This window comes from Hyphomonas sp. (genome assembly GCF_046313975.1).
Lineage (GTDB): Bacteria > Pseudomonadota > Alphaproteobacteria > Caulobacterales > Hyphomonadaceae > Hyphomonas.
Window position 1 is genome coordinate 39,704 of record NZ_JBKBXB010000024.1, and the last position, 12,750, is coordinate 52,453.

The 12,750-nt window shown below is 63.4% G+C and carries 9 protein-coding genes; all 9 read right to left on the bottom strand.

Annotated features, from left to right (window positions below):
* Positions 1-87 precede the first annotated feature (87 nt).
* The 9 genes from ACK4TE_RS10070 to ACK4TE_RS10110 all read right to left on the bottom strand — a co-directional run bounded on the left by ACK4TE_RS10070 (position 88) and on the right by ACK4TE_RS10110 (position 12,661).
* Positions 88-2,427 (bottom strand): TonB-dependent receptor, encoded by a 2,340-nt coding sequence (locus ACK4TE_RS10070; RefSeq protein WP_409911375.1) that lies wholly within the window; start codon positions 2,425-2,427, stop codon positions 88-90.
* Positions 2,428-2,621: 194 nt separating this feature from the next.
* Positions 2,622-3,581, bottom strand: a complete 960-nt coding sequence (locus tag ACK4TE_RS10075) for an alpha/beta hydrolase (RefSeq protein ID WP_409911376.1) — start codon at positions 3,579-3,581, stop codon at positions 2,622-2,624.
* 80 nt (positions 3,582-3,661) lie between these two features.
* The gene (locus ACK4TE_RS10080; protein ID WP_409911377.1) at positions 3,662-5,521 is read right to left on the bottom strand and encodes an AMP-binding protein; all 1,860 of its coding nucleotides are present in this window, start codon (positions 5,519-5,521) and stop codon (positions 3,662-3,664) included.
* A gap of 84 nt (positions 5,522-5,605) precedes the next feature.
* A complete protein-coding gene (gene glmM / locus ACK4TE_RS10085) occupies positions 5,606-6,946 on the bottom strand; it encodes a phosphoglucosamine mutase (protein ID WP_409911378.1) in 1,341 nt (446 codons plus the stop codon).
* 17 nt (positions 6,947-6,963) lie between these two features.
* The gene (cysQ, locus tag ACK4TE_RS10090; RefSeq protein ID WP_409911379.1) at positions 6,964-7,752 is read right to left on the bottom strand and encodes a 3'(2'),5'-bisphosphate nucleotidase CysQ; all 789 of its coding nucleotides are present in this window, start codon (positions 7,750-7,752) and stop codon (positions 6,964-6,966) included.
* 5 nt (positions 7,753-7,757) lie between these two features.
* Positions 7,758-8,720, bottom strand: coding sequence for an FKBP-type peptidyl-prolyl cis-trans isomerase (locus ACK4TE_RS10095; protein WP_409911380.1), 963 nt, complete (start codon positions 8,718-8,720; stop codon positions 7,758-7,760).
* Between the two features lie 29 nt (positions 8,721-8,749).
* Positions 8,750-9,976: a threonine ammonia-lyase gene (locus tag ACK4TE_RS10100; protein WP_409911381.1), complete on the bottom strand. Its 1,227-nt coding sequence runs from the start codon at positions 9,974-9,976 to the stop codon at positions 8,750-8,752.
* A gap of 48 nt (positions 9,977-10,024) precedes the next feature.
* Positions 10,025-11,860, bottom strand: a complete 1,836-nt coding sequence (locus tag ACK4TE_RS10105; RefSeq protein ID WP_409911382.1) for a dipeptide ABC transporter ATP-binding protein — start codon at positions 11,858-11,860, stop codon at positions 10,025-10,027.
* Positions 11,861-11,980: 120 nt separating this feature from the next.
* Positions 11,981-12,661, bottom strand: coding sequence for an OmpW/AlkL family protein (locus ACK4TE_RS10110; RefSeq protein WP_409911383.1), 681 nt, complete (start codon positions 12,659-12,661; stop codon positions 11,981-11,983).
* Positions 12,662-12,750: the final 89 nt, after the last annotated feature.

The following is a 12,750-nucleotide window of genomic DNA, read 5'->3' on the forward strand; positions in this document are numbered from 1 at the left end:
GGCCCGTTTTGCTTTGCGGGGCAGGCGGCAAGAAAAAGGGGCGGACCTTGCGGCCCGCCCCTTCCGTTTTTATCACTCCGGCAGCAATCAGCCGCGGATCTTGAACTCGATGCCGACCGTGCGGCCGGGTTGCAGAGGCTGGAACGTACCTGCAGCCGGGAACGGATCGTATGGCGCGTTAACGCCGTTCGACAGGTTCTGGCCACCCGGCACCAGCGGCGCAAGCGCGCCGCCAAACGGCACCTGCGTGTCGCCGCCGGCAACCACTTCGTCCAGAAGGTTCTTGCCGAACAGCGAAACCGAGACGCCCTCGAACGGTGTGTTCCAGGTCAGGTTCGCATCCAGCATGTCGGCCGGGTTGATCCAGCCCCAGTTATTGTCCGTGTACGCAAACTTGTCCCGGTGCTGATAGTTCGAGCGCAGGACCAGCGAGCCGCGGTCACCCATGTCCATGTCATAGATGAAACCGAACCCATAGGTTGTTTCCGGCACGCGGGGCAGGTCGAGCGCGAGGTCTTCCGGACCGATCGTGCCATTGCCCGAGATGTCGAATATCACCTTGGAGTATTCGGCATCGATCACGCCGAGGTTCGCCATCACGAGGAAGTTGTCCGTGAGGGCGTAACGGCCGTCGACCTCGAAGCCGAGGATTTCGGCGTCGGCGGTGTTGACGATCGTCTGGGCAACGCCCGAGGTCGGCGAAGACAGGTTCAGTTCGCGCTGCATGTCCGTGATGTCGTTGAAGAACACAGCTGCGTTGAGCTGGCCGCGGCGGTTTTCCGTCTCGTACTTGAAGCCGAGTTCGTAGGCGTTCACTTCCTCTTCATCGAACGCGCGGCTGCCGCCAGGCGGGAACAGCGCTTCGAAGGCGAGGGCGTTGGTGATGCGGAAGTTGTAGCCGCCCGAGCGGACGCCTTGCGTGTAGTGGCCATAGATCTGCATCAGGTCGTTCGGCGTGTACTGGAAGCCGATCTTGGGGTTCAGGTTGTCCCACTTCTGGGAGTCAGCAAAGCCGTTCGGCTCGCCTGGAACGAAGGGGTTCGTGCCGGTGATCGGGCAGGTGTTTGTGACCATCGAACAGAAGGGGCGCGGACGAACGTAGGTGATCTCCGCGTCTTTTTCTTCCGAGCCGTAGCGGAGGCCGAAGATGCCGGTCCATTTGTCCGTGAACGCATAATCGACCTGGCCGAAGATGCCCCAAACGGTGTGATCCTGGCGACCGCCGCCATTGAACTGCGCTGCCGAAAGGGTCGGCAGGTTGCGGCGTTCCGTGTAGGCGACTTCCTGATTGAACCAGAACACGCCAGTGGTCACATCAGCCTTGCCGAAAGTGCCGGCATAGCGCAGCTCGTTGGAGAACTGTTCCTGGGTCAGCTCGGTGTCGGAGTGGAACAGGAAGAGCGGCAGAGCGTCGATGTCGCCATTGGTCGTGCCCTCGACATCGCGGTAGCCGAAGATGTTGGTGATGCGGCCATTGCCGAAGTCGACGTCATAATCGGCGCGCAGGGTGCCGAAGAGCGTGTCATTCGAATAGCGGCCGATATTGTCGACAGCGAGGTCGAAATTATCGCGGTCGTAGACACCAGAGTTCTTGGCTGCCGGGCCGTCGGTGCGCGTCGAGGAGGTCTCGAGCTTGCCGAGCAGCGTCAGGCGGTCGGTTGCCAGGAATTCGAGCGCGCCGCGCACGATGTAGGACTGGGCTTCGCCGATATTGTCGTTGTTGAACTTGTTGCGGAAATAGCCTTCGTCATAGTTCCAGTAGGCGCCGAGCTTGCCGTTCAGCTTGTCTTCGATCAGCGGACCGGAGACGGCCGCCTGCAGGGTCGTGGCATTGCCGCCGCGGCCGCTGTCGATCGGGCCTTCATAAGTCGCCTTGGCCTTGTACTGGAAGGTGTCAGTCGGGTTGCCGGTGTTGATCAGCACTGCGCCGCCGGTCGTGTTGCGGCCGAACAGGAGGCCTTGCGGGCCGCGAAGGACTTCGACGCTGTCGAGATCGAACAGGTCGAGCACGACGCCGTTGTTGATACCGAGATAGACGCCGTCCACGAAGACGCCGACGGTCGGGTCGATCGACGGGATCGAAGAGTTGATGCCGAGGCCGCGGATCGAGAAGTTCGCGGTGCCCTTGGCAGTGCCGATGTCTTCCAGCTGCACGTTGGGGGCGGAGTAGGACAGGCTCGCGATGTCACGCACCTGCAGGGCTTCGAGCGTGTCGGAATTGAATGCGGTCATGGCGACCGGAACATCCTGGACGTTCTCGACGTTTGCTTTCTTGGTGGCGGTGACGGTGACGGTGCCGAGCACGCGCTCGATGGCGGATTCGCGCTCTGCAGTGGCTTCCGGCGTTTCGCCTTCCTGGGCGATGGCCGGCATACAAGCGATGAGTGCCGCCGAAGCCGACGACATCAGGACTTTGCTGAATTTCATATCTGGGAGTTTCCTCTACTCTTGTTTGCGGGACGGTGGATCCCGGTAGGTGTCTTAGAGGAAATCAGTCCTTATTGAATATTAATAAGGCCGCTGGGGCCGATAACTCTGGTGAAGTGTGGCTTCAGAGTCACGTTTGGCGCTGACAAACGCTTGATAACGTTGTCTTTATTCACGCCTGTGTGAGGATCAGCTCAGATCGCGCCCAGGGCGCGCCCGACCACTTCGCCGGCTTCGCGCAAGGCGGTGCGGGCAGCGGGGAAGAAGGGGGTCAGGTTCATGAAGCCGTGGACCATGGAAGTGTATTCGCGCTCGGTTGTCTGCACCCCGACGGCATTGAGCTTGGCGGCATAGGCAAGGCCTTCGTCATGCAACGGGTCCCAGCCGCAGACGATGACGTGGGCGGGCGGCAGGCCTTTCAGGTCCTCCGGCGGAGCGAACAGCGGCGACATGCGCGGGTCCATCGCCGAAGCGAGTTCCGGCAGGTAGTGGCGGCGGAAGAACTCGAACAGGTTGGCCGAAATGAAGAAGCCGCTTTCCTGCGGGGTCATCTTCTTGGTGCGGATGTCAGCGAACTGGAGCAGGGGGTAGAGCAGCAGCTGGAAGGCCGGGACGGGGCCTTTGGCGCGCACCATCTGCTGGCAGAGATAGGCCGCGAGATTGCCGCCGGCGCTGTCGCCGGCAACGGCGCAGCGGGCAGGATCGATACCGGCTATCTCTGCGCCTTTCTCCTGCACCCAGGCCCAGGCGGCGAGGGCATCATCGTGCGCACAAGGAAAGCAATGCTCCGGGGCCAGACGATAATCGATGGCCAGCACGCGGCAGCGCGAGCCGTCGGCAAGGCGGCGGCAGAGCATGTCATGGCTGTCGAGATCGCCGAGAACGAAGCCGCCGCCGTGGAAGAAAAGGATTCCGGGGCCGGGCGGAATGCCGGCGCCGAGCGGAACATAGAGGCGTGCGCGAATGAGGCCGGCGGCGCCGGGGATGGTCATCGGACGGATTTCGGCAAGCTCGGGCGCATCCGGTTCGCTGCTGTAATCGAGACGGAGGAATTCGCGGCGCAGGCGGTCGATCGGCAGCCTGAGGTCAAGCGGCTTCGGCTCCGGCAGCTGGAACCGGTCCTTGAGGTTGCGGATGGCATCATCGAACGTCATGGGCCTGCATCTGCCTGACAATTCCGGCCATGTGATGGCGCGGGTCAGGCGATGCAAGCGCCGCGCCAGTCAATTTCGTGTCAGAGCTGCAAGACGCCCTGCGCGAGGGGCTCGGCGAACAGGGCTTGCACAAGGTTTGCGCGGCGGCTCTGAACGAGGCGCTGGTTGACATAGCCCTTGTCGGTGATTTCACCGGCATCGATGCTTGGTGGTTCTGTCATCACGATCAGGCGTTTGATGCGGCGGGAGGAGCCCTGTTCACCTGCATTGAAGGCGGCGGCCTTGCGCGCGAGATCTGCAACGAGCGCGGCGAAGCCTTTGGCGGGGTCGCCTGCGGCTTTGACATACTGCTCGGCGGCTGCGGGCGAAGGCCAGATGAGGGCGCCGGCGAAGTCCTTGTCCTGGCCACAGATCACCGCGTCGAAGATCAGCGGTGAGCAGGCGGCGACGAAATCCGGGCGCAATGTGCCGACAGAGACCCAGGTGCCGGAGGAAAGTTTGAAATCCTCGCCGACGCGGCCATCGAAGATGAGGCCTTTGTTCGGATCGTTCTCGTCCACGAACTTCACGGCGTCGCCGAGGCAGTAGAAGCCTTCCTCGTCGAAGACTTCGGCATTCTTCTTCGGATCGTTGAGATAGCCAGGCATCACGGTCGGGCCCTTGGCGCGCACTTCCAGTTTCTCTCCGTTGGGCACCAGTTTCAGCGTGGTGCCCGGCAGGGGCAGGCCGATGAGGCCGACGCGCTCGACTTCCCAGTGCACCATGGTGACGCCCTGCGTTTCGGTGGCGCCGTACATCGTCGTGATCGGGATGCGGCGGCCGGTGGCCTTGATGGCGAGGGCCTGCAGGCGGTCATAGAGATCATCCGACAGCGTGGCGCCGCCATAGCCGACGGAGCGCATGTTCTTGAAGAAGGCTTTCAGCAGCGTGTCATCCTGCTCCATCGCCTCGGCAAGCATGGCGAGAGCGATGGGCGCTGTTCCGAATACGGACGGATTGGCATCGCGGATATTGCGGATGGTTTCGGGGAACAGGGCAGGGGTCGGCTTGCCGCCGTCGATCCAGAAGGTCGAGCCATTCCAGAGCGCCCCGTTAAAGTTCACGTTGGAGCCGGAGATGTGGTTCCAGGGCAGCCAGTCGAGGAAATTGTCGATACGGTCCGGATCATAGTCCGGGTCGCGGGCGTTGTCGCGAATGCCTTCCTGTCCGGCGATGAGGGAGCACATGGCGCCCTGCGTCTGTGGCACAGGCTTCGGCATGCCGGTGGAGCCGGAGGTGAACAGGTACTTGCCGATGCTGGCATCGGTCAGCGTGTCGCGCGCTGCCGTGACAGCGGGGGTTGGGGCGGTCGCCGCGAGGGAGTCGTAGGCGAGCACCGAATTGTCGCCGCCGGTTTCGGCCGAGACGACCTTGAACGCACCGGCGGGCAGCGCGGCGATGGCCTTTGCAAACGGCGCGAGCTGTTCGGCGAAGACGATGGCGGGCTTCACGGTGTTGAAGCAGTGCTTCAGCTTGTCGAAGTCTGTCGACATGGTGGAATAGGGCACGGAAATCGGTGCAGCGGGCGCGCCGATCTTCTGGGCGGCGAGGATGACCATCGCAGCGCGGATGGAGTTGCCAGAAAGCAGCATGACGGGCGCATCCGGGCCGGCGCCGAGATCGAGGAAAGCCTGCGCGAGGCCGTCAGTGATGCGTTTAGCGTCGCCATAGGTCAGCGTCACCCAATCGTCCGTCTGCGGATCACGCTCGCGCAGGAAGGGGCGGTCCGGATGCATCTCGGCCCGCCCGTCCAGCGCATGCGGAATGGTCTTCGGGCGTGGGCCGGGGGCTGCGCGCGGCGTAATGTAGATGGCATCGCCCTTGCGCGTCATGATGACGTCCGGCGCCTTCTGCGGCAGCAGGCGGAACGGGGGAAGGGCCTGTCCCTCGGGCATGATCATTTCCTCCGATTTGAGCGTGGTTTTGACGGAGGATTAGCGCGGCGGCGCGGGCGCGCAACCGGTAACGCGGCGACAAGCGCTGTGTCAGGCTTCGGCTTTCACCGCATCGGCAACAAGCGCGAGCGCTTTCAGCATGTGCGCTTCGTCGAGCGCTTCGGCCATCACGCGGATAAGTGGCTCCGTGCCGGACTTGCGCACAACCATCCGCCCACGGTTTCCAAGCAGGGATTCTGCTTCAGCAAGTGCGGCCTTGACCCTATCAGATTCGAGAGGGTTCGCGCCGGAATAGCGTATGTTAACCAGCTTCTGAGGCGCAGGCGTGAACACACGCAGCATCTCCGATGACTTGCCGCCGCGCGCGGCGAGCACGGACAGAACTTGCAGGCCGGCGAGCAAGCCGTCGCCGGTTGTCGAGACATCCGACAATATGATGTGCCCGGACTGTTCGCCGCCGAGATTGAATCCGTGCTGGCGCATATGCTCGCCGACATAGCGGTCGCCGACCTTCGTGCGTGCGAGTTTCAGGCCGCTCGATCTCAGGTATTCGTCGAGCCCCATGTTGGACATGACGGTGGCAACCATACCGCCGCCCTTGAGGCGCCTTTTGCGGTGCATGTCTGCGGCGATCAGTGCCATCACCTGATCGCCGTCTGCTTCCTCGCCGGTTTCGTCGACGACGATGAGGCGGTCCGCATCACCGTCGAGCGCGATGCCGATGTCTGCGCCGGATTCCAGAACAGCAGCCTTCAGCGCGCCGGTTGCTGTGGATCCAACGCCGGCATTGATGTTCACGCCGTCCGGCTCTGCGCCGATCACGGTGAGCCGGGCGCCGAGACGCCGCAACGCTTCAGGCGCGACGTCGAAGCCGGCACCATGAGCGCAGTCGAGCACGATCTTCAGTTTCGAGAAATCCTGACCCTTGCCGATCGTTTCTAGGCAGCGGCCGAGATAGCGCTGGCCGGCGCCGGTCATCTCTTCCGGCTCGGCGATAGCGGCGGGCACGGCATAGTCGCCGTCAAAGGCGGCGGCCATCGCGGCTTCAAGTGTTTCCTCGACTTCGTCCGTGAACTTCACTCCTTCGGGGCTGAACAGCTTGAGGCCGTTATCCTCATACTTGTTATGGCTCGCCGAAACCATGAATCCGAGCGCAGCGCCGGTCTCGCGCGCGATCAGGGCGACAGCAGGCGTCGGCACTACGCCCAGGCGGACAGGCTTGACGCCCATCGAGGTGAGGCCGGCGACGAGCGCAGCTTCGATCATTTCGCCGGAGCGGCGCGTGTCGCGGCCGATGACGACTTCGCGTCCGCCATCCGGGGCGAAGGTGCGTGCTGCCGCGATGGCGAGACGCAGCGCAGTTTCTGCCGTCATCGGACGTTTGTTGACGCGTCCGCGGATGCCGTCCGTGCCGAAATATTGCCGGGCCATTGTCCTGCCTCTTGCCGTCAGAGCGGGGTCACGTCGCCGTAAACCACAAAGTCTGGATTATCATATCCACGCTCGCGCTTGCCATAGAGCAGCGGCATGTGATCGAGCGTGAGTACACGGCCGCCTGCGGCCTCGACAACGGCCTGTCCGGCGGCAGTGTCCCACTCCATCGTGCGGCCAAGGCGCGGGTAGACATCCGCTTCGCCCGCCGCAACGAGGCAGAACTTGAGGGCGGAGCCTGCGCCCGTAATCTCTGCGACCTTGTATTTCGAAAGCCAGGTATCAGTCTCCGGCGAACGGTGGGATTTCGAGGCGACTGCTGTGAGGCCGGCTTGGGGCGCGGGGCGGATTTTCAGCGGGTTGCGTTTGGCGGGCGGCGGGCCGTCTGATGCTGCCTTTGCCTGCCAGGCGTAAGACGGGCTTTCGGCAACGAACAGGCGATGCAGGGCCGGGGCGTAGACGACCCCCATCACCGGACGGCCATGTTCGATGATCGCGATATTGACCGTGAACTCGCCATTCTTGGCGACGAATTCCTTCGTACCGTCGAGCGGGTCGACAAGGGCGAAGCGGGAGCCATGCTCCGGCATGTGCCCGCCTGAGACGGCTTCTTCCGCAATCACCTTCAGGTCAGGCTCCGCCTCGGCGAGGCCTTTCAGGATGATCGCCTCGGCAAGGCCGTCCGCTTCGGTCAGAACCGAATTGTCGTGCTTGCGCTCGACAGAGAAATCCGTGCGGTAGACCCGCATGATCTCCTTGCCCGCCGCAAGCGCGATGCGGGCGAGCGTGTCCGGCGTGATCGCCATGGTGGCTACTGCATCACGCTGAGAAGTTCGACTTCGAACTGGAGGTCAGCGTCCGGCGGGATCGGGCCGCCGGGCGTGCCTTGCTTGCCATAGGCGAGTTCGGACGGGATCCATACCATCCAGCGGTCGCCCGGCTTCATCAGGGCGAGGGCCTCGACCCAGCCGGGGATCAGGCCGTTTGACGGGAAGGCTTCCGGATCGCCGCGATCATAGGAGGAGTCGAACAGCTGGCCGCTTTGCGCGAGACGGCCTTCATAATGCACCAGCACGAATTGTCCGTTCACGGGCGATTGGCCGGAGGCGTCGCCGCTGGCGAGCACAACATACTGAAGACCGGATTCGGTTTTTACGACTTCAGGTGCATCGGGGTTCCATGGGAAGTACTTTTGCCATGCACCCTTGTCGGAGGTCTTCGGAATCTCGATTTCGAGCAGCTCGACAAGGAAGACGAGATCGTCGCCGGCCTTGATCACATTGCCGCGCGCCTGTTCGCCGTACGCGAGAGCGTTGGGGATGTAGAACAGGTATTCTCCGCCTTCAGACATTTCCTGCAGGCCGAGTGTCCAGCCGGGGATCACCTGGTCGAGACGGAAGGTTGCGGGTGTACCGCGGTCGTAGGAGGAGTCGAACTTCTCGCCAGTTGCGAGGCGGCCTTCATAGTGGACCTTCACACGGTCGGTGGCGACCGGCTTGCGGCCGTCCTTTTTGCCTTCCTTCAGTACGACATATTGCAGGCCCATCTGGCCGTCCTGCACGTCCTTGCCTTCCGGTTTCCAGGGGAGATGATTCTTGAATGCAGCGGGCATGACGTCTTCCGTACTTGAGCTTGCGAGGGAAGGTCCTGCCGGGGAGGGATTGGACCGGACGAAATAGGCGGCGGCAAACAGGGCCGCAATCAGTACGATGACGAGTGGCAGCGGTGAGCCACTGCTGGCTTCAGGTTTGCTGGAGGGCGTATTGTTCGACATGGGATCCTGTATGTCTGCGGAGTTTCTGATCAGATGGCGCGTGGCGGATAGCCGGCCTGGGCAAGGGCGTCGATGACTTCCTGGGTGTGCTGGCTGTCGCGCGTCTCCATCAGGATGTCGAATTCGGCGCCCTTGGCAGGCACATCTAGCGCGATGCGGTTATGGGCCACTTCCATGATGTTGGCACCATTGTCGCCGATGATCTTGGAGACGAGGGCCAGGAGGCCGGGGCGGTCGTCGCCGACGATGCGGATGCGGGCGAGACGGTTCTCGCGAACCAGCGCGCGTGTCAGCACCGAGGCGAGAAGGCGCGTGTCGATATTGCCGCCGCAAAGGACAAGCCCGACCTTGCGGCCGTAGAATCGTGACGGGTGGGCGAGCAGCGCGGCGAGTCCGGCCGCACCCGCGCCCTCCGCGATTGTCTTCTCGACTTCCGTATACAGAGTGATCGCGCGCTCGAGGTGTTCTTCCTCAACCAGAAGCACATCATCCAGAAGCTGCTCGCAGATGCGGCGCGTGATCAGGCCGACTTCTTTGACGGCGATGCCTTCCGCAATCGTGGCGCCGCCCATCTTTGGGGACTTTCCGCGCAGCGCTGCGTGCATGCAGGGGTACATCGCCGCCTCGACGCCGATCACCTTGATGTCGGGCTTCAGTGCCTTGGCCGCTGTAGCAATGCCGGAGATCAGGCCGCCGCCGCCGATTGGCACGACAAGCGTGTCGAGGTCCGGATTGTCGGCCAGCATCTCCAGCGCGATCGTGCCCTGGCCAGCGATGATGTCGGCATCGTCGAACGGGTGGATGAAGACGAGGCCTTCCTTCTCGCCGAGCTTCAGCGCGTAGTCCTTGGCCTCATCGAAGATCATGCCTTCGAGGATGACGCGGGCGCCGTGATCGCGGGTGTGCTCGACCTTGTTGAAAGGCGTGGTCTCCGCCATCACGATGGTGGCCGGGATGCCGAGCCGGCGGGCATGGTAGGCGACGCCCTGGGCATGGTTGCCGGCGGAAGCGGCGATGACGCCGCGGCGTTTCTCATCGGGCGTGAGCTTGGAGAGCTTGTTCAGCGCCCCGCGCTCCTTGAAGGCGGCAGTGTATTGCCGGTTCTCGAACTTGATCCAGACCTCCGCACCGGTGATGGCCGACAGGGTTTTCGAGTGGGCCAGCTCCGTGCGCTCGATATTGCCTTCGAGCACTCTGGCAGCCGCCTGCACGTCGGCAAGCGTCACGGGAAGGTCTGGGGGCAGGGTGTCGGGCATGGGCGCAGGTCCGGGGTCAAAAGCGCGCGTACCCTATGCGGGCGGGGGTTAATTTACAAGCAAACCCGCTGTTCCCGGTGCCGGGTCGTGCTCGGCGACCCAGTGGGCGGGGCCGATGGCGACAAGCTGGGGCTGGTATTGTTCCGCTTCGGGGTCGTCCACGACCTTGGACTTGAGGAAGCGCAGGGCCGCCCGGCTGTCGAGCGGGCTCGGCAGGTCGCCTGTCAGACGCAGGCGCTCGCGGGTGCGCTCGCTCTTCGGGTCGGCGTTCGGCACAGCGGCAATCAGGGCCTTGGTGTAAGGATGGCGGGCCTCGGTATAGATCGTGTCCCGTCCGGCCAGTTCGACCACCCGGCCGAGATACAGCACCATCACCCGGTGGCTGACCTGACGGACCACGGCGAGGTCGTGGCTGATGAAGATCATCGCGAGCCCGAATTCCTTCTGCAGCTCGATCAGCAGGTCAACAACCTGCGCTTGCACCGAAACATCGAGGGCCGAAACGGCCTCATCGCAGATCACAAGCTTGGGCTGCAGGATCATTGCGCGGGCGATGCCGACGCGCTGGTTCTGGCCGCCGGACAGCTCGTGCGGGTAGCGGTTGATGAGGTTCGGGTCGAGGCCCATGCGCGGAAGGATCGCGCGCACGCGCGCTTCGCGTCCGGGCTTGTCGAGCTGGGGTTCGTGAACAAGCAGCGGCTCCGCAATCGAGGCGCCGATGGTCATGCGCGGGTCGAGGCTGGCGAGCGGGTCCTGGAAGACGATCTGAAGGTCGCTGCGCAGGGCGTTCATTTCCGTGCGGCTTGCATCCGTCAGGCTCTTGCCGAGCCAGGCGACAGCGCCGGCGGTCGGCGGGATGAGGCGCAGCACGCCGCGGGCCAGGGTCGATTTCCCGCACCCGGATTCTCCGACCACGCCCAATGTCTCGCCTGCGCGCAGATCAAAGCTGACGCCATTGACCGCCTTCAGCGGTTTGCGCTTGCCGAAGAGGCCGCCTTTCACCTGGATCGGGAAGTGGATCTTCATATCGTCCACTTTCAGCACCGGCTCGGAGTCCTGGGCGGGGGCGGGGGCGAGCGCCGGACGGCCGGGCGGGTCGGGCTGGTCGATGCGCGGCACCGCGGCCAGCAACATCTTCGTGTACTCATGCTTGGGCGCGTAGAAAATTTCGTCCGTCGTGCCTTGTTCCACGATCTCGCCATGGCGCATGACGATCACGCGGTCGCACATGCGGGCGACGACGCCCATGTTGTGGGTGATCAGAACAATGCCGGTGCCGGTCTCGCGCTTCAACTCGTCCATCAGTTCGAGCACCTGCGCCTGAACCGTCACATCAAGTGCTGTAGTGGGTTCGTCGGCAATCAGCAGTTTCGGGCCGCAGAGCATGGCGATGGCGATCATCACCCGCTGGCGCATGCCGCCGGACAGCTCGTGCGGGAACTGGTCGAGCCGGCGGGCGGCTTCCGGGATGCGCACATGTTCAAGCCACTCGACGCAGCGCGCGGTCGCTTCATCGCCCTTGATACCCTGATGCAGGGCGAGGATTTCGCGCATCTGTGCGCCGACCGTCATGTGCGGCGTCAGGCTGGTCAGCGGGTCCTGGAAGATCATCGACATCTGGGCGCCGCGAATGCGGCGGAGCTCGGCGGTCGAGGCGGTCAAGGTGTTGGTGCCGTTGAACAGAATTTCGCCTGTGGCGCGACCATTCTCGGCCAGAAGCCCCATCGCGGCGAGCGCTGACTGGCTCTTGCCGGAGCCGCTTTCGCCGACAATGCCGAGGCATTCGCCGGCCGCGACATGGAAGGAAACGCCACGCACCGCGTTGACGGTGCCATCAGGCGTGTCGAAATCGACCGCGAGGTCTTTGACAGTCAGAATGGTCATGCCCCGAGGAGTAGCGCCGCAGGGCCGGGGCGCAAGAGGCGGGGCGCAGAAAAGGACCGCGCCGCAGTCCCGGTGTGAGGGAATGCAGCGCGGCGGGCCGGAACCGACGGGGGAACTCGCCTAGTACTTGTATGCGAGGCCGATGCCGACCACGAGCGGGTTGATGTCGACATCCGCGTTCACCCTGGCGCCGAGCGCTGTGGTGAAGTCAACCGTAACGTCCGAGTTGATCCAGATCTTCTTGATGTCGGCATTGATGGCCCAGCCGCCTTCCTTGCCATCGAGATCATAGTCGAAGCCTGCCTGCAGGGCGGGGCCGAAGCTTGGGTCGTACTCGATACCATCCGCGACCGGGCCTTCATCCTCGTTGAAGAAGAAGGTCGCGTTCACGCCGGCGCCGACATAGGGTTTGAACTTCGAGCCGTTCTTGAAGTGGTATTGCAGTGTCAGAGTCGGCGGCAGCAGCCAGACATCGCCGAGATCGATGGTGGCATTCGTCAGGGCGCCGGGGACGGTCACGTTTGTGGCCTTCACATCATGCGGCGTGACGCCAAGGATCAGCTCAGCTGCGATCTTGTCGGTGAAGAAATACGTGATGTCGAACTCGGGCACGTAGGACTGGTTGATGCTGGCACTGCCTGCAAGGGCGGTGCTGCCGACCGACAGCGATGCGGACTCGTCCGGCGTGACATTGATCACGCGGGCGCGCAGCATCCAGGGATTGCCTTCGGCCGATGCGGTGCCGGTAATGCCGATGATCGCGCTTGAGGCCAGGAGGGCGGCGGAGAGGAGCTTTTTCATGCGGGGTTTCCTTCTGTTTACGGGGGAATCTGGTTCCAGCTAAGCCTCTGAAATCTGTGATGAAATTGCCCAGTTTGACGCGCGTCTGC